The organism is Streptomyces sp. NRRL S-31 (genome assembly GCF_000718775.1).
Taxonomy (GTDB): Bacteria; Actinomycetota; Actinomycetes; order Streptomycetales; family Streptomycetaceae; genus Streptomyces.
This window is the reverse complement of sequence record NZ_JOCB01000062.1, coordinates 1-22704: the sequence shown is the minus strand read 5'-3', so window position 1 is coordinate 22704 and position 22704 is coordinate 1. Positions and strand designations below refer to the sequence as shown.

The following is a 22704-nucleotide window of genomic DNA, read 5'->3' as shown; positions in this document are numbered from 1 at the left end:
GTGCCCGGCGGGATCGTCGACCGCGCCGGGCGGCCGTCAGCTCAGGACTCGTCCTCCAGCGCGGACATGTCCTTGGGCTCGGGGAACAGCGCGTACTTGGAGGTCCGGACCTGGGGGTCCATCGTGGAGATCTCGGGACGCTCGTTGTCCTCGGCGGCGATCGCCTTGAGCTTTTCGATGTCGATGTGCTTGCTCATCGGTTCTTCACCTCCTTCCCTGCCGGCGGTTCTCCGGCTTCGGTGCTCGCGTGGACAAGGTTCTTCCGCTCCAGGTCTTCGATGCAGCCCAGGGTGGAGTCGAGGACGTCGTCGCGGCCGGGCATGATCTCCGCGATGGTCTCGGCGATCTCCGCGAGGGTGCGGCCGTCGCACAACTCCAGCACGAGCCAGGAATGGGAATTCAACCAGTGCAGGGCGGGCTTGTCCGGTGTGTAGGCCATAACCGCGTGCCAGGGTTCGAACGGCCTCAGTCGCAGCCGGGCGTTCTGTGTGTACACGGTCCGCTCGGGGGATTCTGTGGACACCGGTCACACCCCTGTCATGGTGGACGGCGCGCCGAACGGGAGATCGACGATCCGCTTCGGCAGCCGGGTCAGGTCGGTGCCGTTGTTCATGTGGGTGCAGTACGGGTCAGGCGCGTCCCAGGCTCCGCCGAACGCGTACGCGGTGGAGCGGCAGCCGCCGGAGCGGTTGCGGTCGTTGGCCGCGCATTCGGGGCACGCGTCCACGGCGCTCGCGGCGCGCACCTTCTTGTAGACGGGGTTGCGCCAGGTTTCCATGAACGAGGTTTCCCGGATATTGCCGTAGTTGGCGAAGTCGCGCAGGTACGGGCAGCCGATGCTGTTGCCGTAGGCGTCGACGGCGGCCATCTGCCAGCAGCAGTTGGGGTCGTTGGGGTGCCAGGACTGCATCAGCTGCACGCCGTCGGGCACCCGGATCGCCTCGAGGGCGGCCATCTGCCGGGGCAACGGCACCGACAGCCGGGCCCAGTTGCCGCGTGCCCGGCCCAGCGGATAGAGCCTGAGGACCCCGAGCTTCTCGGCGCCGGTGGCGGCCGTCAGGTCGGCCAGCGCCTGCAACTGGTCGATGTTGTGGCTGGTCAGGATGGTGGTGATGAAGGTGGTGACGCCGGCGTCGGCGAGCTGCCGGACCGCCTCGACCGCCCGGTCGAAGGCGCCGGGCAGGCCGACGAGCGTGTCGTGGGTGGCCGCGTCGCCGCCCTCGATGTCCACGCACACGACTCCCACGCCGGCCGCCTTGAGTCTGCGGGCCGTCTCGGCCGTCATCAGGGTGCCGTTGGTCCGGACCATGGTGAAGGCGTTGGGCGTGGCGTATTCGACCATGTCGAGGAAGTCCTCGCGCAGGAAAGGCTCGCCGCCCTCGAAGAACACGCTGATGACGTTACGGTCGAACATCTCCTGCATCGACCGGGTGATCTCGTCGAAGGTGAGTTCGGTTTCCGCCGGGTCGTGCACGTCGTAGGCCATTATGCTGTCGAGGTTGGTGCGCTTCGTGGGCTGTACCCAAAAGCTGAACGGCGCGGGCATTTGAATGACCATCGGATTGCTCCCGCGATTTGGGTCCGGTGTCGGTCGGTTCGAGTTCGGATTGCATTCGCGGCACGAGTAGCGGTACGGAAGCCTACGGGCGCTGTTGGCAACTGGCAACCACCCGAGTTAGGTTGACGGTTCACCACCGCTAAGTGCCAGATGCCGACCGAGGGAGAACGGTGACACTGCGCTTCACAGTGCCGAATGATCACCAACTGCTCGCCCTGACGTCCGACGACGGTCCCGCGCTCCAGGATCTGCTGGAGAGGTGCGACGATTACTCCCGCCTCAATTTCGGGATTCCGACCGGGGCGGCGGACGCGCAGAGCCAGTTCCTGGAGGGCCTCCAGCACGTGCCCGGGGAACGCAAGCACCTGCTGGGCTGCCGGGTCGACGGCCGGCTGGTCGCCGCGGCCGATCTGCTGGAGGGCTACCCCGACGCGCGGACGGCGGCGCTGGGCATGCTGGTGGTCGACCCGGAGTGGCGCGGGCGCGGCCTGGGCACCGGCATCCTGCTGGGCCTGGGCACGGAACTGGCCGGGCGCGGGGTGCGGCAGCTGCGGGTGGACTGCCATGTCGCCGAGAACACCCGGGCGGTGCCGTTGCTGGAGCGGCTCGGGTTCGCCGAGTCCTCCCGGGAGGAGATCGCGGTGGCCGCCGGGCAGACCCGGACCCGGGTGCTCTGGACGGCCGACGTGCCGTTGCGCCCGCGGTCCGAGGCGCCCGTGGCCGCCCGTTCCGACTACAGCCGCGCCGGGGCGCCGGTGCCGCGTCCCGTGCCGCCGCTGGACCGGCTGCTGGACCTGCCCGGCGTCACCGCGGTGGTCGAGCCGTACTACTTCGACTCCCCGCTCTTCGACGACTACGAACGCGACGTGGAGCGCCGCACCGGCGAGACCGACTGGGACCTGGCCGGTCTGGCCTCCGCCGTGGGCGACGGGGCGCGGGTGCTGGAGGTGGGCTGCGGGACGGGGCGCGCCCTGGTCCACCTGGCCGCCGTCACGACGGCGTCCCGGCTGGTGGGCATCGACACCTCCGGGCCCGCCCTGGAGCGCGCCCGGGCGCGGGCCGCGTCCGCCGGGGCCGACCGGGTGGAGTTCGTGGCGGGCGACTTCCTGGCCTACCGCCCGGACACCGCCTTCGACACGGTGCTGCTGGCCGACTGCACCCTCAACGGCTTCACCGAGGAGTCGGCCGTTGTCGGTCTGCTCACCCGTGCCCGTTCCCTGCTGGCGCCCGGCGGGCGCATCGCGGTGAGCGTCTTCGACGACGGCGCACCGGCCACGATGTCCCATCTGGACGGCCGGACGGTCGTGGACTCGTTCGCCGATCGCGACGGGAACCACCACATCGTCGTCTGGTCCATGCGCTTCGACGCGGACACCGCGCTGCTGCACCGGACGGCGGCCGTGCCCCGCTCCGCGCCGGTCCCGGGCGAGCCGGTGCGGTGCGTGATCTCGGACATGAACGACCGCATCTGGACGCCGTCGACGCTCGCGCCGCTGTTCGCGGCGGCGGGTCTGGCTGTCACCGGCAAGGAGCCGGCCACGCTCACCTCCGGCGCCGCCGATGGCGCCCCCATGGCCACGCTGGTCCTCGGCGCGGTCTGACCACGGGCGCGGGGCCGGCCGTCGGGGTGCTCGCGCGTGGGGCGGGGGCCGGGCGCCGCCGGCCCGGTTCGCGCCGGATCCGTACGCGTACGGCAGCGGGTTCCGTTCTCCGGCTGGCCGTCCGTCCGGACGGGCGACTTCCGTATCGGTGTCGTCCCGCGCGGCACCGGGAGCCGGCGGTCGGGGGCGGTTCGTCCCGGCCGCCTCCCCCGCCCGGCGCTCCGCGCGGTGGTGGACGGCGCACCGGTGCGTGACCAAAGCCGCGGGCGGGAGGTTGCACACGGCGGTCCCGCCTCCGACGGTGACCGTGCCGGTCGAGAAGGAGATGCCTGTGCCTGCCACTGTCCCTGAGGAAACCGCGGACGTCATCGTCGTCGGCGCGGGCCCGGCCGGCTCCACCGCCGCCTACTACCTGGCCGCGGCGGGCCATGACGTACTGCTGCTGGAGAAGGCGGCCTTCCCCCGGGACAAGATCTGCGGGGACGGGCTGACCCCCCGGGCGGTGAGGGAGCTGACCGCGATGGGTGTCGGCATCGACGGTGACGGCTGGGTGCGCACCCGGGGCCTCAGGGTCCACGGGGCCGGCGGCACGGTGCAGATGCCCTGGCCCTCGGTGGCCGCCTTCCCCGACTTCGGGCTCGTCCGGGCCCGTCAGGACTTCGACCAGCTCCTGGCCGGGCACGCCACGGCGGCCGGGGCCCGCCTGCGGGAGGGGACCAGGGTGACCGGGCCCGTCGTCGACGCCGCGACCGGCCGCGTCACCGGTGTGCTCGCCCAGCGTGACGGCGGCAGCCGCACATACCGGGCGCCGCTGGTCGTCGCCGCCGACGGCGCCTCCAGCCGACTGGCCGTCGCGCTGGGGCTGCACCAGCGCGCCGACCGGCCGATGGGCGTGGCCGTACGCCGCTATTACACCGCCCCCCACCGCAATGACGACCACCTCGAGGTCTGGCTCGACCTGGAAGCCCGCCGCCGCGGCGGCCGTACCTTCATGCCGTGCGGCTACGCGTGGGTCTTCCCCGTCGGCGACAGCACCTTCAACGTCGGGCTGGGCACCTTCCACGTGGGCCGCAAGCCCGACGTCGACCACCGGCGCATGTTCCAGGAGTGGACCCGCCGCCTGCCCGCGGCCTGGCAGTTCGACGAGGCGCACGCCGTCGGCCCGGTCCGCGGGGCGCCGCTGCCGGCCGGTTTCAACCGGCAGCCCCAGTACACGCGGGGGGTGCTGCTGACCGGGGACGCGGGCGGGATGATCAATCCGCTCAGCGGTGAGGGCATCGACTACGCCATGGCGTCCGGCCGCCTCTCCGCCGAGACCGTCGCCCGCGCGCTCGCCCAGCCGGCCGGCGACCGGCGCGAGGCGGTCCTGCGCTCCTACCCGCACGCCGTGCGCAGCGCCTACGGCAGCTACTTCACCCTCGGGCGGCTCATCGTCCAGGCCCTCAACCGGCCCGCGGTCATGCGGGCCGTCGCCACGGGCAGCATGCGCGTCCCCGCCGTACGCGCTCTGATGTTCAAGCTGTGGGCCAATCTGTCCGACCCGCACGGCAAGGACGCCCTCGACCGCGTCATCACCGCGCTCCAGCGCGTCGTGCCACCCGCGTGACCGTGTCCCCGGTGACCCGGCGGGCCCGTGCGTCGTCGGCCCGCTCCAAGGGCACGGACCCGTCCGGAGGAAGGCCATGGCGGAGCTGAGGCGGGAGCCGGACGTGGTGCTGCGGGTCAGGGGGGTGCGCAAGGCGTTCGGTTCCCGGCAGGTGCTGTGCGGGGCCGGCCTCACCGCGCGGGCCGGGCAGGTGGTGGGGTGGTCGGGGAGAACGGTGCTGGTGGGTTTCCTGATGTTCAGCACGGCCCGCCGCACCCGGGCGTTCGACCGCCGTCTGGCCGCGGCCGGTTACCCCCGCGCCGCGCTCATCGCGGCGAAGCTCACGGCCCTGCTCACCGCGGCCGTCCTCGTCAGCGCCTACGCCACCGGCTGGATGCTGCTCTTCTGGTCGCCCGTCCAGCCGCTGCTGCTCGGCGGCGCCGTGCCGGCGGTCGCCCTGGTGTACGGGGCCCTGGGCGCGTGTCTCGCCCTCTTCCTGCCCGGCGAGGTCGAGGGGCTGGTGACCATCATCACGGTCAGCATCATCGACCTCGCCCCGCAGAACCCCGTCGCCGCCACCACCGCCGACAGCCCCTTGGTCGGACTGCTCCCCAGCTACGGCTCCCTCCAGACCAGCCTCGCCGCCGGCTACACCCACCAGGCCACCCTGGCCCCGCTCACCCACAGCGCCGTGTGGCTCGTCGCCGCGGCCGGCACCAGCGCCGCCGCCTTCCTCAGCCACACCCGCACGTACGCCTCCCCCGGCCCGCGTACGCGGAACGGGGCACGGCACCACGGCGGGGGCCGCCGCTGAGACCCCGGGGCGCGCGCACCGCCGCGGCCGTCGGCCACACGGGACGACGCGTGGCGCGGGCGGTGTTCGTGGGGGCTCCGGACGCGGATTCCCGTACAGGGGTGTGAGAAGGCGAACCGGGGGCATGTGTGTCCGGTCGGTTCGCTCCGTGTGTGCCGGTGTGCGGCTGTGCTCGTGCACACGGTGTCGTCCTCCGGTTCCGCGCCGGCGGCTCTTTGCCGGGTGCCCGCCCCGCCGTTGTGCATTCACACCTGTACCGGCGGGGAGGGCGAGTGTCGTCCGCGCGGACGGCCCGTATACGCGATCGGGGACGGTCGAAGCAAACCGTCCGAAGTGATGATTTACCGTATGGTTTACCAGGCTTATACATAGAAGATTCGGTGGGGAAGACGTGACGACTGACAGCAGCTCCCAGCTTCTCGTCGAAGCACTGGACACGGGGCGCGACGTATTCCTCGCCCAGTGGGCCGGTACGGTCGGCGAAGAACTACAGGGCCGGCTGAGCACGGCCGAGTTGCGGCGGGAACTGGGTGAACTGTACGAAGCCATCGTGCGGGCCGTGTCCAGCGGCGGGCTGGACGGCCGGGCGGAACACTTCGGCGAGGTCCGCAGTCTGCTGATCGAGCTGTCCCGCACCCGGGCCCGGCAGGGTTTCACCCCCACCGAGACCGCCCGGAGCGTCTTCGCGCTGAAGGAGGTGCTGGAGCCGTCCCTCGCCGGCGACGAGCAGGGCACCCGGGTGTACCTCCAGTTCGCCCGACTGCTGGACGACCTCGGTCTGCTGACGACCGAGGCGTACGTCCGCACGCGTGAGGAGATCATCTCCGCGCAGGCCGAGCAGCTCCTGGAGCTGTCCACGCCGGTGGTCAAACTGTGGAACGGGATCGTGGGCGTACCTCTGGTCGGCACCCTGGACTCCGCCCGCACCCAGGTCGTCATGGAGAAGCTGCTCCAGACCCTGGTCGACAGCGACTCCACCCACGCCATCATCGACATCACGGGCGTCCCGACGGTGGACACCCAGGTCGCGCAGCACCTGCTGAAGACCGTGGTCGCCGCCCGCATGATGGGTGCGCAGTGCATCATATCGGGCATACGCCCGCAGATAGCCCAGACCATCGTCGCGCTCGGCATCGAGTTCGGCGACATCCCCACCAACGCCTCGCTCTCCGACGCGCTGCGCCGCGCGCTGAAGGAAGTCGCCGAGGACGCCCAGGACGAAGTGCGGGGCCTGCTGTGACCGACCGCGTACCCGTCCTGAAGATCGGTGAGGTCCTCCTCGTCTCCATCCAGACGGATCTGGAGGACCAGATGGTGCTGGACCTCCAGGAGGATCTGTCGCAACGCATCGTCGCGACCGGCGCCAAGGGCGTCATCATCGACATCTCCGCCCTGGAGATCGTCGACTCCTTCGTCGGTCGCATGCTCGCGACCAACGCCTCCATCTCCCGGGTCCTCGGGGCGGAGACCATCGTCGTCGGCATGCGGCCCGCCGTGGCGATGACGCTCGTCGAACTCGGCCTGTCCCTCACCGGTGTACGGACCGCTCTCAACCTCGAGCGCGGGATCACCCTCCTGCGCCGCATCAGCGCAGGCCGCGCATGAGGGACTACGGCGCCGCTGGTGCTTCGGCCGAGACCGTTTCGGTGGCGAACAGCAGCGACGTCGTCTCCGCCCGGCAGATGGTGCGCAACCTCGCCCAGCGCGGCGGCCTGTCCCTGGTCCACCAGACGAAGCTGGTCACCGCGGCGAGCGAGCTGGGGCGCAACATGCTGATCTACGGCGCGGGAGGTGTCGTCCGGGCAGCGGCCGTGCGGGACGGCGGCCGCTCCGGCGTCTTCGTCGAGTTCGCGGACCAGGGGCCGGGCATCGAGGACATCGAGCTGGCCATGACGGACGGCTGGACGTCGGGCAACGGCATGGGTCTCGGCCTCAGCGGCGCCAAGCGGCTCGTCGACGAGTTCGAGATCGAATCCGGGCCCGGGGGGACCACCGTGCGCATTGTGAAGTGGGGCAGGTGAACGGCGGAGTCGTCACCGAGGCCGGCGACGTGTGCTGGCTGCGCGCGGATGTCGCGCTCGCGGCGGCCGCGCGCCGGCACGCGGGTCAACTGGCCCGCGGCATCTGCCTCTCCGAGGAGCGGGTGTCGCAGGTCGAGCTGTGCGTCACCGAGATGGCGACCAATCTGCTCAAACACACCCGTGACGGCTCCGTCGCCCTGCGCGTGGTGCGCTTCGGCGGCCGGGCGGCCGTCGAGTGCCTGTCGCTGGACAGCGGACCCGGCATCGAGGACGTTCCGCTGGCGCTGCGTGACGGCACGTCCGCCGTCGGCACCCTCGGGATCGGCATGGGGGCCATCGGCCGGCTCGCGGACGTGTCCGGCATCCACTCCCTGCGCGGGCGCGGCACCGTCCTGTACGCCCGGTTCCACGCGGAGGACACCGCGCCCGAGCCGGACGCGCGGGTCGCCGCCGTGGACACCGGCGGGCTGACCCGTCCGATCAGCGGCGAGCAGGTCTGCGGTGACACCTGGGCCGTCCGCACGATGGGCGGCGCGGGCGACGACCGGCTGCTGCTGATGATGTGCGACGGGCTCGGGCACGGGCCGCTGGCGGCCCGGGTCGCCGACCGGGCGCGGGAGGCGTTCCGCGACAGCCGGCGTCCCGGCCCGTCCGGCGTCCTGGAGGACGTCCACGCCGGCCTGCGCGGAACGCGCGGGGCCGCTGTGGCGATCGCCCTGGTCGAACCCGCGGAGCAGCGGGTGCGCTTGAGCGGCGTCGGCAACATCTCGGCCCTGGTGACGGTGGCGGCCTCGCGTACCGCGCTGCTGTCCATGCCGGGCATCGTCGGGGCGCACCTGCCCCGGCTGCGCACGTTCGACGCCGAGTTCCCGCCCGGTGCCGCTCTCGTCCTGCACTCCGACGGCGTGAGCGACCGGTGGAAGCCGGGAGACTTCCCCGGTCTGTTCGCACAGGACCCCACCCTGGTGGCCGCGCAGATCCTCAACCAGGCCGCGGTCCGCAGGGACGACGCCGGCATCGTCGTCGCCGCGCACAGGCGGGCATGAGCGGGCGGTCATGAGGCAGGGGTCCGCCGTCCACGAGTTGATCACGATCGCGCTCCACGAGGGGAGCGACGTGGTCATCCTGCGCAGGTGCACGCAGTCGGTGTGCCGGGCCACGGGGCTGACGGGCAGCCCCCTGGTCCGGCTGACCACGGTCGTCAGCGAGGCCGGCGAACATCTGCTGGGCGCCTCGGGTCTCACCGCGCGACTGTCCCTGGAGGTCACCGACGTGGTGCGGGTGACGGTGCGCTTCGGCTGGCGGGAGGTGCGCCGGCCGGCGTCGGCCCTGCTGAGCGCCGCGACCCGGCTGCTCGACGCGGCGCGCCTGCTCTCCCCCGGGGACGGCGGTCCGCACGAGCTGCTCCTCGCGCAGCGCACGCCGGCCCCCGTCTCGTCCGCCGGTGAGCTGGCCGTACAGGCGCGCGTGAAGCTCACCGGGGCCGGTACGGCGGCGGATCTGATCGACGCGCTGCGCACGCAGAACCACCAGTTGCTGACAGCGCTGGAGGAGTCGCAGCGGCAGCAGGAGGAACTCCAGCGGCTCAACGCCGAGCTGGAGGAGACCAACGCCGGAGTCATGGCGCTGTACTCGGAGCTGACGAGTGAGTTGCAGGCGACCAACAGCGGTGTGGTGGCCCTCTACGCGGAACTGGAGGAGAAGACCCGGCAGCTGGAACTGGCGCACGAGTACAAGACGCGCTTCTGGGCCAACGTCAGTCACGAGCTGCGCTCGCCGGTGAACTCCGTCATCGCGCTGGCCCGGCTGCTGGACTCGGGCACGGACCCGCTGACCGAGGAGCAGCGCCGGCAGGTGGCGCTGGTCCAGGCCTCGGGCAGTACCCTGCTGGCCCTCGTCGACGAGTTGCTCGACGTCGCCAAGGCGGAGTCCGGCCGGCTGGAGCCGCACTTCGCCGAGGTCGATCTGCGGGCGCTGCTCTACCAGTTGCGCGGCACGCTCCAGGGCACCACGCAGCCCGGTGTGCGGCTGCGGATTCCGGAGGGTGTCGGGCTCGGACTCCTGGTGACCGACGAGGTCATGCTGACCAGGGTGCTGCGCAACGTGTTGTCCAACGCCCTGAAGTTCACCGTCGAGGGCTCGGTGACCCTGGACATCACCGAGGCGTCCGACGAGGGCGGCTCCCGCTTCGTCTTCCGCGTCCAGGACACCGGCGTCGGTATCGCGGCCGAGGAACTCGACCGGGTCTTCGAGGAGTTCTACCAGGTGCGGGGGCCGCACCAGCGCGGGCGCGCGGGTACCGGTCTCGGGCTGCCCTACGCCCGCAGGCTCACGGAGCTGCTGGGCGGCCGGCTGACGCTGGACAGCGAGATCGGCCGCGGCACCGGGGTGACCGTCGAGATCCCGGCCTCCGCCGACCGGCCGGCGGCGGAGACGGGGCACGCGGCGGCGACGGGCCGCGCGCGTCCGGTGGCGGGCTCGGTCGTGGTGGTCGACGACGACGAGGCGTTCGTCGCGGCGGTCCGTCCGCTGCTGGACGAGGTCGCCGGGTCCGTCACCTTCCTCGGCGACGGCGCCCACGCCGTCGCCACCGTCGAGCGGGAGCGGCCGGACGCCGTTCTCCTCGACCTCAACATGCCCGGTGTGGACGGGTACGAGGTGTACCGGCTGCTGGCCGCGCATCCCGCGACCGCGCGGACACCCGTGGTCGTGCTGACCGCGCTGGACGTCGCCGACGTGGACCGTTCGCGGCTCGCCCGGGTCCGGGCGGTCCTGAACAAGTCCCGTCTGACCGCCGCGGATCTGGCCGGCGCCCTGTCCGGGTCGGCGGCACCGGCCGCGACGCAGCCGCCCGCCGCCGATCCGCCGCTCCCGGCCACGGTGCCGCCGCACCGCGCCGATCCGTTGTCGTCCACGGCCGAGGAACGTCGATGACTCACCCCGCTGACACCGATCACCGTCCCGCGCACGTCCTGGTGGTGGACGACGCGCCCACGAACCGCTACGTCGTGGCCACCGTCCTGCGCCGGGCGGGCCACACGGTCACCGAGGCCGAGGACGGCACGCGGGCGCTCGAACTGCTGCGCTCCGGCGGTCCGGCGCCGGAGGTCGCCATCGTCGACGTACGGCTGCCCGACATGACCGGCTTCGAGGTGTGCGAGCACATCAAGAGCGATCCGGCCACCGCCGCCGTGCCCGTCATCAACATCTCGGCCTCGGCCATCACCGTCAACGACCGGGCCCAGGGGCTGTACCGCGGGGCCGACGCCTACCTCGTGGAGCCGGTGGCGCCCGAGGAACTCCTCGCCACGGTGACCGCGACCCTGCGCTACGCCCGCGCCCGCCGCCGCGCCGAGCTGCTGGCGGACCGGCTGCGCCTGCTCAACCGCTTCACCCTCGCGCTGCACGGCGCCGGTGACGCCCACGAACTGGTGCGGGTGACCGCCGAAGCCGCCGCGGCCATCTTCCGGTGCCGGGCGGCCGCCTGGCTCACCACGCCCCGGGGCAACCCCCTCATGGCACACACCTGGCAGGACCAGGAAGGCCCGGCCCGCCCCGCCGAGGTGCAGGTGCACGCCGCTTCGGCCTGGACCCGGCGGGGCCGCCAGGCCGGGGCCCGGTCCGGCCGGGACGGCGGGCCGGACCTGCCCTGCCTGCCGCCCGACCTGAAGGATCCGAGCCTGCGGCGGACCGCGGTCGGCCCGGCCAAGACCGACCGTCCGCCGGTCGTCATCGTGACCCCGGCGGACGCGGTCACGACCCCGGACGACGAGCAACTGCTCACCCAGCTCACCCAGGCCGGCACCCTGGCGCTGGAGGCGCTGCGCAGCTACGACGAGGAGCACACGCTGGCCCTCACCCTGCAACGCGGCTTCCTGCCGGAGAGGCTGCCGCGGACCGCGCGCGCCGACCTGGCCGTGCGCTATCTGCCGGCGAGCGAACGCACCGAGATCGGCGGTGACTTCTACGAGGCCATCAGCACGCCGGCCGGCCTGGTCGTGGCCGTCGGCGACGTCGCCGGTCACTCGCTCGACGCCGCCATGGTCATGGGCCAGGTACGCCACGCGCTGCGCGCCTACGCCGCCGAGGGCCACCCGCCCCAGGCGATCCTCACCCGGCTCGACCATCTGCTGACGTCCGTGGAGCCCGGTGCCACGGTCACCCTCTGCGTCATCCTGATCGAGTCGGACACGGACACCCTCCACGTGGCCAACGCCGGGCACCTGCCGCCCCTGCTGCGCCATCCCGACGGCACCACGTCCTACGTGTACGAGCACGGCCCGCTGCTGGGCCTGGGGCTGCCGCACCCGCCCGCCAGGGAGATCACCGCCGCGCCCGGCACCCTCGTCCTGCTGGTCACCGACGGTCTGATCGAGCGCCGGCACGAAGACCTCCGGATCTCCCTCGGGACCCTCGCCGAAGTGGTCTCCTCGACGTCCGCGGACCCGGAGGAGACGTGCACCCGGCTGCTGGACCGGCTGCCGCCGGACGGCAACGACGACGTGGCGCTGATGGTCGTACGCCTGAACGCGGCGCGGCACGGCTGACCGCGCCTCTCCCCTCACGGGGCGGACGGAAGCCCACGGCGGGAAGAGCCGACGCTCCCCCGCGGTCGTCGTGCGGGGGAGCGTCGGCATGCCCGGCGATGTCTCCGGCGGTCTGGTCCGCGCCTTCAGCGGCCCGCCGGCCGCCCGCCGGAGGTGTCAGCACTCATAGGCGTATTCCGCCCTGCCCTTGGTCGAGTCCCAGGTGAAGGTGGCGGACCTGCCGGCGCCGATGCTCTTGCAGGCGGGGTCCCAGTCCCAGTCGACGGAGACGGTGGCGTTGATCGTGTGAGTGCAGATGTTCTTGACCTGCGCCCTGCCGTTGGCGTTGCTGGTCAGCGAGGCACACCCCGCGTACGGCTCGGCCGAAGCGGTCCCGGAGGGGGCGGGGGTGACGGCCACCGCGGACGCGGTGCCGGTCGCGGCGAGCATTCCCGCGGCGACCGCCGTGGCCAGGGACGTCAGGATGGTGCGAGTACGTGACATGGTCCGATGCCTCTCTTCGTCGAAGCCTCCCGCTCGGGAGGCCGGCTCGTTGGGCCGCTTCGAACCCTGCCGACCACGGCCTCCCCCGGACAACGGGAACGGGCGGTCCCGGACAGCCTCTCCGTTGTCCGCGCAGGTCACCGCCGTGTCCGGGGCGAGTCCCGGACAGGACCGTGCGCCGGGCGAGCCGTCGACCGCCGCACGGCACGTGCCGTGCGCGCCTGCCGCGGTGCGTTCCGGACGGCCGGGCATGGCGGAATCCGCCGTTGTCCCCCGTGGCGGGGCCACAGCAAGATGCGGTCCATGGGGGAGCTGCCACCGCACGAGGACCTGTCACCGTCCGGCGCCCGGGACGCCGCCGGCTTCATCGCGGCGATGCGACGGCTCAAGGAGCGTTCGGGGCTGACCTTCCGCGAGTTGGAGGAGCGGGCCGCCCGCCGGGGGGACGTCCTGGCGCGCAGTACGCTCGCCGACGTACTGCGCCGGACGAGCCTGCCGCGTCCGGAGGTCCTGGCCGCGTTCGTCCGCGCCTGCGGGGACGGCGAGCGGGTCGACGCCTGGCTGAACGCCAGGGAACGGCTCGCCGCCGCACGCCCGGCCGCCGAGCCCGCCCCGGCCCACGGCCTCGGCCCCCAGACCGCCCCGGCCCGCGACCCCGGGACCGGTGGCCCACCACGGACCGGGACGGCCGCGACCGCCCGGCCCCGACGGCGGCCCGGGGCCCGCACGGTCGCCGGCGCGATCACGCTCACCGTCGCGGTGCTGGCCCTGGTCGCCTGGGCGCTGCTCCCCGACGGCTCCGGGACCCCGGACGGACCGGTCTCCTCCGCCGCCCCCTCCCTCACCCCCGCCGGCGGCTGGGTCACCATCCGCCCCGCCCGCACGCCAGAGCTCTGCGTGACCGACGGACGCGACCGCGCCGGCGCCTACGGCAGCGCCGTGGCGGTCCAGCTCCCCTGTGCCCGGGCGACCGTGCCGCGCACGTACCTGGAACCGACGGGTGAGGGGCTGTACCGCATCCAATGGCACCATCCGCAGCACGGGAAGGGGTGCCTGACCATCATGGGCGCGGACCAGATCAAGGGCATGCTCGAACCCCGCCGGGACTGCGCGCAGGGCACCCTCTTCCGGCTGGAACCCGCCGCCGGGGCCTTCCGGTTGCGGCCTTCCACCGGCGCCGGGTGCGTCGGCATCGCCGGTGACGACACCACCGCGGGCGCCGAGGCGATCGAGGAGCGCTGCACGGGCGCGGCGGATCAGCGGTTCCTCATCCGGGCGGGCTGACGGCGCCCCGTGCGGCGCCGCGCCAGGCCGAGACGCCCACGGCCAGCAGCCAGCAGCCAGCAGCCAGCAGCCAGCAGCCGAGGATCGCGCCCATCAGCGCCGTGGCCAGGAAGAGCGCCGGCATGAGGCGTGAGATCGAGCCGTAGAGGACGTAGGTGCCGCTGACCGTGACCGTCGGGTCGATCGGCCGGTCGGCGGCGATGACCGCGCCCGCTTCCAGGCCGCTGGAGACGAGGGTGACCGTCGCGTAGACCAGGCCGGTGGCGAAAGCCGTCGTGGCGGCCCACTCGTGGGCCGGACCCGACGAGCTTGACCAGTTCCCGGAAGACGGTCACGAACACGATCAGCGACGCGAGCGCGACGATTCCGATCAGCAGCCTCGCCAGGGCGTTCGCGTCCGGTGGCGGGCCCGAGTAGACGAAGTACAGGGGTACTTCGACGATGAGGGCGGTCGCGGTCGCGATGCCCGCGATGCCCGTCAGGCGTCGTGCGAAGGTCTCGTTCATGGGTCGTTCCCCCGGTGGTGTGGTCCGTCCGCCGTGCGGCGGATCCGCTCCGGCTGGTTCGCCGGCCGCGCCGATCCTGCCGTGCACGGCGCCCGGTGTCCCTGGGCCTGGCACCCGGGTGCGGGTTGGCCCTAGCGCCACCCGTCCGGGACGCCCCCGTGCTTTCCCGGTGCCCCGACCCATCCGGAGGGCGTCCGGTACCGGATCACACGGGAGTGTTCCGACGTGTCGAAGTCATGAGGGGACAGTTGTGAAGGAAGCCGTATTCATCGGCCGGAAGCCCTCGCCCGGGCCCGATCTGGAGCAGGTGCTCCGCGAGGTGGCGCTGGGCGACCACGAGGCGTTCGCCGCGCTGTACGACGCGGTGGTCGGCTCGGTGCTCGGTGTCGTCCGCGCGGTACTGCGCGACCGGGCGCAGTCGGAGGAGGTGGCGCAGGACGTGCTGGTCGAGGTCTGGCGCACGGCCCCCCGCTACCGGTCCGAGCGCGGCTCGGCGCTGAACTGGATCCTGACCGTGGCGCACCAGCGGGCGGTGGACCGGGTCAGGTCGGTGCAGGCGTCCACGGCGCGCGACACCAGGGTCGCCCTGCTGGACCGGACGCCCGCGTACGACGAGGTGACCGAACAGGTCGAGACCCGGCTGGAACGGGAGCAGGTGCGGCGCTGCCTGCGCACCCTGACCGAGTTGCAGCGCCAGTCCGTCACCCTGGCCTACTACCGGGGGCTCACCTACCGTCAGGTGGCCGAGGCGCTCGGGCTGCCGTTGGGCACGGTCAAGACGCGGCTGCGGGACGGTCTCATCCGCCTGCGCGACTGCCTGGGGGTGACCGCGTGACCGCCACCGACCCGCACGGCCTCACCGGAGCCTACGCGCTGCACGCGCTGGACGACGACGAGCGTGCCGCCTTCGAACACCACCTGGCCGGGTGCCCGGCCTGCGCGCGGGAGAGCGCGGAGTTCACGGCCACCGCGGCCCGTCTGGCGGCCGCCGCCGCGGTCACCGCCCGCCCGGCCATGCGCGAGCGGGTGCTGCACCGCGTCACGGAGGTGCGGCAGGTCCACGCGGGCGCCGTCCCGGCGCGGCGGGTACGCATGCCCTCGCCCCGGTGGCGTACGCCGGCCCGCTGGACGGTGGCCGCGTGCGTGGCCGCCGCGGCCGTGTTCGGCGGCACCGCCGTGTGGCAGTACGAACGGGCCCGCGACGCCCGCCAGCAGACCGCCCGGGCCGAGCGGAGCGTGGCGGAGCTGGCCGGTGTGCTGGCGGCTCCCGACGCCCGGAGCCGCTCGACTCGGGTGGCGGGGGGCGCGGGCACCCTGGTGGTCTCGCCCGGGCGCGACCGGGCCGTGTTCGTCGCCTCCCGGCTGGCGGCGCCCCCGGCCGGAAAGGTCTACCAGTTGTGGTTCGCGGACGGCACGGTGATGCGCCCGGCGGGACTGCTGGACCCGGGCCGCGGCAGCCAGGCGGTGCTCATGACCGGAGCGGTCGGCGGGGCCTCGGGCGTCGGTGTCACCGTGGAGCCGGCCGGCGGGTCCCGGCGGCCGACCTCCGCCCCGCTGGTCGTGCTGGACATGCCTGCGTGAGGCGGGGCGGGGCCGGCCTCCACGGCCGTTCCCCGCCCCGCTCGCGCGCACCGCCGCGATACGGCCCGGGGTGTCAGTTCCCGGGCATCAGGACGGTGTCGATGATGTAGACGGTGGCGTTGGCGGTCCTGACATCGCCGCAGACGACCCGGGCGCCGGCGACGGTGTACGACTCGCCCGAGCCGCTGGTGCGCAGCCGGGACTTCTCCAGGGTCTCGAAGGAGCCGGCGCGCAGGTCCCCGGGCGTCAGCTTCCGGCCGACGACGTGGTGGGTGAGGATCTTCGTCAGCTCGTCCTTGTCGGCGAGGACCTGGTCCAGGGTCGCCTTCGGGATCTTCTTGAAGGCGTCGTCGGTCGGTGCGAACACCGTGATGTCCCGGGCGTTGTTGAGCGTGTCGACGAGGCCGGCCTCGCGCACCGCGCCGACGAGCGTGGACAGGGCCGGGTTGTGCGAGGCAGCGGTGGCCACCGGGTCCTTGGCCATGCCGGCGAAGGAGCCGGCGCCGTTCTTCGGCACGCCGGAGCAGGCGGGACCGAACGGCTGGTCCATGGCGGCGGCGTCACCGCCCGTGCCGCCGCCGTTTCGCGGGGCGGACGCCTTGGACGGCGAGTCCGACGTTCCCGGGTCGCCGCCGTCGCCGTCGGAGCACGCGCTCAGCGCCAGCGGCAGGACCGCCGCAGCGGCGAGGGTGACGGCGAGACGGCGGGTACGGAAGGTGTTCATCGTGATCCTCCTGTGGGAAGCGCAGCGGGTGCTGCGGTCATGGGGTGCCGGGCGCACGGCGGTCACGGGGAGCCGCCCGTACGGGCCCGCGCGGGTGGTCACTCGACGGTGACGACCACGCTGTGCCGGCCGGTGGCGCCGTCGGGGACGGTGCGGGTGCGGCGTTCGGTCTGGAGCTGTCCGGCGCGGTCGGTGGCGCGCACCGTGAGGGTGTGCCGTCCCGCGGTGGCCCGCCAGGGAAGGGACCACTGCCGCCAGGTGTCCCGGGTGTCCTCGGCGGCCAGGCGGGCCCGCCGCCAGGGGCCGTCGTCGACCCGGACCTCGACCCGGGCGATGCCACGGCGCTGGGCCCACGCGACTCCGGCGATCAGCACGGTGCCGGCCCGGGGGCGGGCGAACGGCTTGGGCGTGTCGATCCGGGACTGGGTCCTGACCGGGGCCCTGCGGGCCCAGCCGCGCGCGACCCAGTACGGGTCGTAGGCGTCGAACGTGGTCAGTTCGAGTTCTCTGATCCACTTGCAGGCTGAGACGTAGCCGTACAGACCGGGTACGACCATCCGTACCGGGAAGCCGTGGGCGAAGGGCAGCGGCTCACCGTTCATGCCCACGGCGAGCATGGCGTCCCGCCCGTCCAGTACGTCCTCCACCGGCGTGCCGAAGGTCATGCCGTCCACGGAACGGGCCACCAGTTGGTCGGCCGGACCGCCCCGGGACGGCGGGACGACGCCGCACTCGGCCAGCAGGTCGGCCAGCCGGACGCCGAGGAAGCGGGCGGTGCCGACGTAGGGGCCGCCGACCTCGTTCGACACGCAGGTCAAGGTGATGTTCCGCTCGATCAGCTCGCGGCCCAGCAGGTCGTCGAAGGAGTGCACGGCCGGGCGGCGCACGCCCACACCGTGGATACGCAGCCGCCAGGCCGTCGCGTCCACCCTCGGCACCGCCAGGGCGGTGTCCACTCGGTAGAACGCGTGGTTGGGGGTGATGAAGGGGCTGAGACCGGGCACGGGCGGCCCGGCGGTCTCCGGTACCGGCGGGGCGGCGGACCCGGGCCGGGGCAGCACCACCCGTTCGCGGGAAGCCTCCGCGTCCCTGCCGCGCAGCCCGTTCAGCCACCGGCCCGCACCGGCCGCGCCCGCCGAGGCGACGGCGGCGGCGGACGCGGCGGCGACGAAGCCCCGGCGGTCCCATCCCGGCGCCGGTCCGGACGGGTCGACGGATGGCTCCGCGGGGTCTGCCGGCCCCTCGTCTCCCTGCGGGCGTGCTGCCTCCAGCCGGCCCGCCAGGACGTACAGGAGCAGCGCTCCGGCGGCGGCTCCGGCGGCCGACGGCACGGCATCGGCCCAGCCGGCCGCGTCGGGGCGGCTCGTGGCGGCCAGCGCGCCGACGGCGCCGAGGAACAGCACCCCGCCGGACCCGGCACGCCTGTGCCGGGTCGCCAGTACGCCGAGTCCCAGCGCCAGCAGGGTCAGGAGCCCCAGGATGCCGAGCTGGAGCACGAGCTTGTCGTCGGTGCCGAACCGGCGGATCGCCCAGTCCTTGACCACCGCGGGGGTGCGGTCGACGGCCGCGCCGCCCACCGCGATCACGGGGGCCGACCGCGGCCCTGCCCCCACGGCCGCGAACTCGGCCACCGCCAGCGCGGCGCAGCCCGCCAGGACGCCGCTCACGGCGCCGAGCACCGCGCGCGGCAGTCCCCGCGGCCCCGGCCGGTCCTTCTCGTCGTCACTCACGCGGGGAATCCGGGGCCGCCGCACACCCGGATTGGCCACTCACCCGATCAAGTGAAGCGGCGCGGTCGCACCCGTCCGGCGGCCGTTCGGCAACGGATGGCCAGACCCACACCGGCCGTTCGGCGACGGACGGGCAGTCGTCCCGTGGGCATACGGCGACGGACGGGCAGTCGTACGGCGACGGAGGGTCAGTCGTCCCGCGGACGTCGCTCGGGCCGGGACGCCCGGGGCCGTCCACGCCGGGTGTCGGTCCGGTCGTAGGGAGGTGTCGGTCCGGTCGTGGGGTGGTGTCGGCCAGGTCGTCGGGCGGTGGTGGTCGGGTCGTCGGGCGGTGGTGGTCGGGGAACGCACTGCCTCTCGTGCTGTCGCCGTCCGAGCGGTAATCTGATCAGCCGTCAACACACGGGGGAGGTGTGTGTCATGGGGGACCAGGTCGTACCGATCACACTGCCGGACGGCACCACGGTGCGGGCCCGGGTGACGCGACTGGTCGAGGCCGGGGACGACGCCTACGACACCCGGTGGGAGGACGTCGGCCTCTGGGACGAGGTCACCACCAGGGTCGAGGGCCTGAAGAGCGTGGTCACCGGTGTCGCCGCGTCCGTTCGGGAGGCCGCCGCCGCGGTGGGACCGGACGAGTGGAGCGTCACCTTCGGCGTCGAGGTCTCCGCCAAACCCGGCAGGGCGGTGGCGCTCCTCGCCGACGGCGAGGCCAAGGGCAATCTCTCGGTCACGCTCACCTGGCGGGACTCCGGCCGGTGACCACCGCTGCCGGGAACGGGGAGGCCGCCGGCAGAGAACACCTCGACGAGCTGCGGCGCCTGGCCCGCGAGGCCACCGTGGGCATCCGGGGGCTCCCCGGTAGCGAGGGTGTCCGGCCGCGGGGCTGGGGCAGCGGCTTCCTGATCGCCCCCGGCTGGGTGCTGACCTGCGCGCACGTCCTGGTGCACGCGGACGGCCGGCGCCGGGGCACCGGGGACGGCGAGGAACTGGGCGTGGTGCACGGCGGCCGGACCTACCGCGCCAGGCTCGCCTACCACCTCGCCGGACCCACGGCCGAGGTGCAGGCCCGCTGGACGGACGGCGCGGAGGAACCCTCGGTGCCGTCGGCGCTGGCGATCCGGCCGGACCTCGCCCTGGTGCGGCTGGTGGAGGAGATCCCCGGGCAGCCGTGCGTGTGGCTGACCGACCGGTCCGGGGTGCCGGTGGCCGGGGCTCATCTGTTCGGCCGCCAGGACGGCGCCTCCCCCGGCGCCGAGCACTGGAACACCAGTTGCCGCCTGGTCGGGCAGGAGCACGAGCAGCTCCTGCTGGACGCGGACGCCCGGGTGCCGCGGGGGGTGTCCGGGGGCCCGCTGGTTGACCTGGAACTGGGCGAGGTGTCCGGTGTGATCAAGGCCCGCAGCGACACGGGCACCACCGTGCTCGCCGTACCGGTCTCGGCGCTGCGCGCCCTCGCCCCCGCCCACCATGTCCCCGGCGCCCCCGACGACCTGGGCCCGCACCCCTACGAGACGCTGCTGCGGCTGCACGACCGCTGGCACGCCGACCGGCAGCGGGCCGGCCAGGGCGCCGAGCGGACCTGGGCCGATGTGCAACTGGCCCTGCCGGCCGCGGCGGGCCGCCGGCGGACCGTGCTCGACCGGCTGCGGGTCCTGGACCTGCTGGCGGCGCTGCCCACGCCCCGCCCGGCGGTCGTCGACCGGATCACGGCACAGGCGCTCGGCACGCCCGGCAGGACGTTCAGTCCGCCGCTGCTCACCTGGCGGGACGGCCAGGGCGTGCTGCACGAGCCGGACCCGGTGCGTGAGCTGCGGGTGTTCCTGCACTTCGCGCTGCTGATCACCGCCGAACTGGACCGGACCCTGCGGGGCGGCGGCGACACGGAGGGCGCCCGGCGCGTCGAGGCGCTGCGCGACTGGGCGCTGTGGCGCGCGGGCGAGCTGAGACCGGAGGACCGTGAGGTGCTCGGCGCGGCGGTGCAGGCCCTGCCGTCGGCGGTGCTGGTGGAGTTCCTGCCGGTGCCCTACGACGACGGCGGTCCGGTCTTCGACTGGGCCATCAGCCTCGGCTACGGCGGCGGCCGCTGGACACCGGCCGTGGCCGGGGACGATCCCTGGGGGCTGTCCTTCGAGCGGGCCGTGTGGAAGGTGGAACGCCATCTGCTCGACGCGCTGGCGGACGCCGACGGTCCGGGCGGCTCCCCCACCCGGCTCGAAGTGGCCCTGCCCCCGGAACGGCTGGGCACCGCGGTGCACGACTGGCTCGCCGCCCGCGGTGCGCCGGTCGGTCTCGGCCGGCCCGTGGTGGTGCGGGACGCGACCCGCCGGGACGGCGGTGACGCCGCCTGGCCGGGCGGCCTCGACGACGGCGTCCACCACCGGTGGCACGACCGCTGGCGCCGGGTGACGCGCGCCCGCGGGCTGCGCACGCTGCGCCTGGTCGGCAACGGGGCGGTGCCCGGTCCGGAGGCACTGCACGGGCAGCCCGCCGGTACGGTCCCCGTGCTGTGCCTGGCGATCGACTCGGGCGCCGGTTCGGAGGTCGCGTCGGACGTGCTGGAGAGCGGCTACCCGGTCGCCGTGTGGTCGGTGGGGGGACATCTGCCGGGTCCGTGCGGAAAGGAGTGCGACACCTTCCACGCACGGGTGTCGGATCTGCTCGGGCCCCGCGGCGGACGTCCGCCGGAATCCGTGACCGTGCGTCAACTGCCCGAACTGCTGATGGAGTTGAGGCGTGGTGCGACGGACGTAGACACCGAGGCCGAATGGGCCGGGCAGGTGGTGCTGCTCTATGACGATCCCACCGATCCGCTGCCTCCGTCCGCTCCGCCGCGAGTAGAATTCCCACCTTCGTGAGGCCGGGGACGTCCGGGCGGGGGGAGTCGTCAGCACGGCCGCGAATGGGTACCGTCTTGGTGTCGCGTCCCGCTCGGCGCCATGGCGGGGGGACGGGATCGCGCCACCGTTCCGACCTGCCACGACCCGCCGGACCGCCGTACCGCCGGAAACGAGGAGAGCGACGTGAGCGAGTGGCTGATCTACCGTGGGGCGGGCGTCCCGCACGATGGGATCGCTGAGCTTCCGCCTCCGCCGCCCTGGCGGGACTTCGACGGTGCCCCTCCGGTATCGCCCGCCCCGCCCCTGGACGCCGCCTCGAGACGGCGCCTCGGGGTGCGCGACCGCCAGGGCGCCCTGCACCGCCCCGGCACCCGGGAGCAGGAACTGGTCAACGCGGCCCTGTACCTGCGCCGCCCGCTGCTGGTGACCGGCGAGCCCGGCAGCGGCAAGAGCACCCTGGCCCACTCGGTCGCCTACGAACTGGGGCTGGGCCGGGTCATCACCTGGCCCATCGTCAGCCGCACCACGCTGCGCGACGGGCTCTACCAGTACGACGCGCTCGGCCGGTTGCAGGACCTCCAGATCGAACGCAGCCTGCCGTTCCCGCCCGGCCGCGCCGAGACGGACTCCCCGCGCGCCCAGGACATCGGCACGTACATCCGGCTGGGCCCGCTGGGCACCGCCCTGCTGCCCTCGGCGCGGCCCCGGGTGCTGCTCATCGACGAGCTGGACAAGAGCGACATCGACCTGCCGAACGACCTGCTGAACGTGCTGGAGGACGGCGAGTACGTCATCCCGGAGCTGGAGCGGATCGCGGAGCGGGCGCCCGAGGTCGACGTACGGTGCGACGACGGTACGACGGTGACGGTGCGCGGCGGCAAGGTGCGCTGCCGGGCGTTCCCCTTCGTGGTCCTCACCAGCAACGGGGAACGGGACTTCCCCGCCCCCCTGCTGCGCCGCTGCATCCACCTCCGGCTCGACCGCCCCGACAAGGAGCAGCTGGCCGGCATGGTGCGGGCGCACTTCGGGGAGGACGCCGCCGGTCGCTACGAGTCGCTGATCGACGCGTTCCTGTCCCGCTCGCCCGGTGACGTGCGCGCGGTGGACCAACTGCTGAACGCCATCCACCTGATCGACGAGGCGGGCTGGACGGACGAGGAGGAGACCCGCGAGCGGCTCACGGCCGAACTGCTGCGCCCCCTCGACCGGACCCGGTGACGTCCGTGCCCGGCAGCGCCGCGGGAGACGACTACCGGCCGCTGTCCGACCTGGTGGCCCGCTTGACGTCGGTCGGGGTGTCCCTGGACGACCGGGGCCTGGCCGACGCCCTGTGGCTGGCCGCCTGCCTCCCACCGCGCCCGGCACCGGCCCGCGGCGCCGACGGCGGCGGCGGTCACCGCGACGGCGGCGGCCCGGGCACGCCCCGCACG

General features: G+C 73.7%; 22 protein-coding genes and 1 pseudogene. 16 read left to right on the top strand and 7 right to left on the bottom strand.

Annotation, left to right across the window (positions count from 1 at the left end):
• Positions 1 to 41: 41 nt before the first annotated feature.
• From IF37_RS44545 to IF37_RS0123550, 3 genes are read right to left on the bottom strand one after another with little or no spacing between them, the layout of a single operon-like run.
• The gene (locus tag IF37_RS44545; protein ID WP_158727377.1) at positions 42 to 197 is read right to left on the bottom strand and encodes a hypothetical protein; all 156 of its coding nucleotides are present in this window, start codon (positions 195 to 197) and stop codon (positions 42 to 44) included.
• Positions 194 to 523, bottom strand: a complete 330-nt coding sequence (locus IF37_RS0123555; protein WP_158727376.1) for a PqqD family peptide modification chaperone — start codon at positions 521 to 523, stop codon at positions 194 to 196. Before IF37_RS0123555 ends, IF37_RS44545 begins: the two co-directional genes overlap by 4 nt.
• A 3-nt stretch (positions 524 to 526) precedes the next feature.
• Positions 527 to 1486 carry a radical SAM protein gene (locus IF37_RS0123550; RefSeq protein WP_052845322.1) on the bottom strand — a complete coding sequence of 320 codons (960 nt, stop codon included), beginning with the start codon at positions 1484 to 1486 and terminating at the stop codon, positions 527 to 529.
• A gap of 260 nt (positions 1487 to 1746) precedes the next feature.
• On the opposite strand from IF37_RS0123550, the gene IF37_RS0123545 reads away from it, so the two are divergent.
• The 9 genes from IF37_RS0123545 to IF37_RS0123505 all read left to right on the top strand — a co-directional run bounded on the left by IF37_RS0123545 (position 1747) and on the right by IF37_RS0123505 (position 12126).
• Complete coding sequence (locus IF37_RS0123545) at positions 1747 to 3159, top strand: bifunctional GNAT family N-acetyltransferase/class I SAM-dependent methyltransferase (RefSeq protein WP_158727375.1); 1413 nt, start codon at positions 1747 to 1749, stop codon at positions 3157 to 3159.
• A gap of 331 nt (positions 3160 to 3490) precedes the next feature.
• On the top strand, positions 3491 to 4765 hold the full coding sequence (locus IF37_RS0123540; RefSeq protein ID WP_253915829.1) for a geranylgeranyl reductase family protein: 1275 nt from the start codon (positions 3491 to 3493) through the stop codon (positions 4763 to 4765).
• A gap of 76 nt (positions 4766 to 4841) precedes the next feature.
• Positions 4842 to 5558 (top strand): hypothetical protein, encoded by a 717-nt coding sequence (locus tag IF37_RS0123535; protein WP_253915828.1) that lies wholly within the window; start codon positions 4842 to 4844, stop codon positions 5556 to 5558.
• A gap of 391 nt (positions 5559 to 5949) precedes the next feature.
• Entirely contained in the window at positions 5950 to 6798 is an 849-nt protein-coding gene (locus IF37_RS0123530) for an STAS domain-containing protein (RefSeq protein WP_030745825.1), read from the top strand.
• Positions 6795 to 7163 (top strand): STAS domain-containing protein, encoded by a 369-nt coding sequence (locus IF37_RS0123525; protein WP_030745822.1) that lies wholly within the window; start codon positions 6795 to 6797, stop codon positions 7161 to 7163. Before IF37_RS0123530 ends, IF37_RS0123525 begins: the two co-directional genes overlap by 4 nt.
• The gene (locus IF37_RS0123520; protein ID WP_030745819.1) at positions 7160 to 7579 is read left to right on the top strand and encodes an anti-sigma regulatory factor; all 420 of its coding nucleotides are present in this window, start codon (positions 7160 to 7162) and stop codon (positions 7577 to 7579) included. Before IF37_RS0123525 ends, IF37_RS0123520 begins: the two co-directional genes overlap by 4 nt.
• Complete coding sequence (locus IF37_RS0123515) at positions 7567 to 8625, top strand: ATP-binding protein (protein WP_030745816.1); 1059 nt, start codon at positions 7567 to 7569, stop codon at positions 8623 to 8625. The genes IF37_RS0123520 and IF37_RS0123515 overlap by 13 nt, the downstream gene beginning before the upstream one ends.
• 10 nt (positions 8626 to 8635) lie before the next feature.
• On the top strand, positions 8636 to 10513 hold the full coding sequence (locus IF37_RS0123510; protein WP_030745813.1) for an ATP-binding protein: 1878 nt from the start codon (positions 8636 to 8638) through the stop codon (positions 10511 to 10513).
• On the top strand, positions 10510 to 12126 hold the full coding sequence (locus IF37_RS0123505) for a fused response regulator/phosphatase (protein ID WP_030745810.1): 1617 nt from the start codon (positions 10510 to 10512) through the stop codon (positions 12124 to 12126). The genes IF37_RS0123510 and IF37_RS0123505 overlap by 4 nt, the downstream gene beginning before the upstream one ends.
• A 156-nt stretch (positions 12127 to 12282) precedes the next feature.
• Here the strand turns inward: IF37_RS0123505 and IF37_RS0123500 are convergent, their stop codons facing one another.
• A complete protein-coding gene (locus IF37_RS0123500; RefSeq protein WP_030745798.1) occupies positions 12283 to 12609 on the bottom strand; it encodes a hypothetical protein in 327 nt (108 codons plus the stop codon).
• Between the two features lie 303 nt (positions 12610 to 12912).
• Between IF37_RS0123500 and IF37_RS0123495 the strand changes: the two genes are divergently transcribed.
• A complete protein-coding gene (locus IF37_RS0123495; protein ID WP_037856934.1) occupies positions 12913 to 13893 on the top strand; it encodes a helix-turn-helix transcriptional regulator in 981 nt (326 codons plus the stop codon).
• Here IF37_RS0123495 and IF37_RS42400 read toward each other — a convergent pair.
• Positions 13877 to 14399, bottom strand: a pseudogene (locus IF37_RS42400) (hypothetical protein). The gene IF37_RS0123495 and the pseudogene IF37_RS42400 overlap by 17 nt on opposite strands.
• 250 nt (positions 14400 to 14649) lie before the next feature.
• On the opposite strand from IF37_RS42400, the gene IF37_RS0123480 reads away from it, so the two are divergent.
• Entirely contained in the window at positions 14650 to 15234 is a 585-nt protein-coding gene (locus tag IF37_RS0123480) for a sigma-70 family RNA polymerase sigma factor (RefSeq protein WP_030745793.1), read from the top strand.
• A complete protein-coding gene (locus IF37_RS0123475) occupies positions 15231 to 15980 on the top strand; it encodes an anti-sigma factor (RefSeq protein WP_030745790.1) in 750 nt (249 codons plus the stop codon). The genes IF37_RS0123480 and IF37_RS0123475 overlap by 4 nt, the downstream gene beginning before the upstream one ends.
• Positions 15981 to 16053: 73 nt before the next feature.
• Here the strand turns inward: IF37_RS0123475 and IF37_RS0123470 are convergent, their stop codons facing one another.
• Together IF37_RS0123470 and IF37_RS0123465 are read right to left on the bottom strand one after the other, a co-directional pair.
• Positions 16054 to 16704 (bottom strand): fasciclin domain-containing protein, encoded by a 651-nt coding sequence (locus tag IF37_RS0123470; protein ID WP_030745787.1) that lies wholly within the window; start codon positions 16702 to 16704, stop codon positions 16054 to 16056.
• 98 nt (positions 16705 to 16802) lie between these two features.
• Positions 16803 to 18434 (bottom strand): molybdopterin-dependent oxidoreductase, encoded by a 1632-nt coding sequence (locus IF37_RS0123465; protein WP_052845320.1) that lies wholly within the window; start codon positions 18432 to 18434, stop codon positions 16803 to 16805.
• A 420-nt stretch (positions 18435 to 18854) separates the two neighbouring features.
• Between IF37_RS0123465 and IF37_RS0123460 the strand changes: the two genes are divergently transcribed.
• The 4 genes from IF37_RS0123460 to IF37_RS39620 all read left to right on the top strand — a co-directional run.
• On the top strand, positions 18855 to 19196 hold the full coding sequence (locus IF37_RS0123460) for a CU044_2847 family protein (RefSeq protein ID WP_030745780.1): 342 nt from the start codon (positions 18855 to 18857) through the stop codon (positions 19194 to 19196).
• The gene (locus tag IF37_RS0123455; RefSeq protein ID WP_030745777.1) at positions 19193 to 21292 is read left to right on the top strand and encodes a trypsin-like peptidase domain-containing protein; all 2100 of its coding nucleotides are present in this window, start codon (positions 19193 to 19195) and stop codon (positions 21290 to 21292) included. Before IF37_RS0123460 ends, IF37_RS0123455 begins: the two co-directional genes overlap by 4 nt.
• 165 nt (positions 21293 to 21457) lie before the next feature.
• On the top strand, positions 21458 to 22492 hold the full coding sequence (locus IF37_RS0123450) for a MoxR family ATPase (protein ID WP_030745775.1): 1035 nt from the start codon (positions 21458 to 21460) through the stop codon (positions 22490 to 22492).
• Positions 22493 to 22497: 5 nt separating this feature from the next.
• The coding region (locus IF37_RS39620; RefSeq protein WP_216725853.1) for a hypothetical protein at positions 22498 to 22704 on the top strand (207 nt) is incomplete at its 3' end.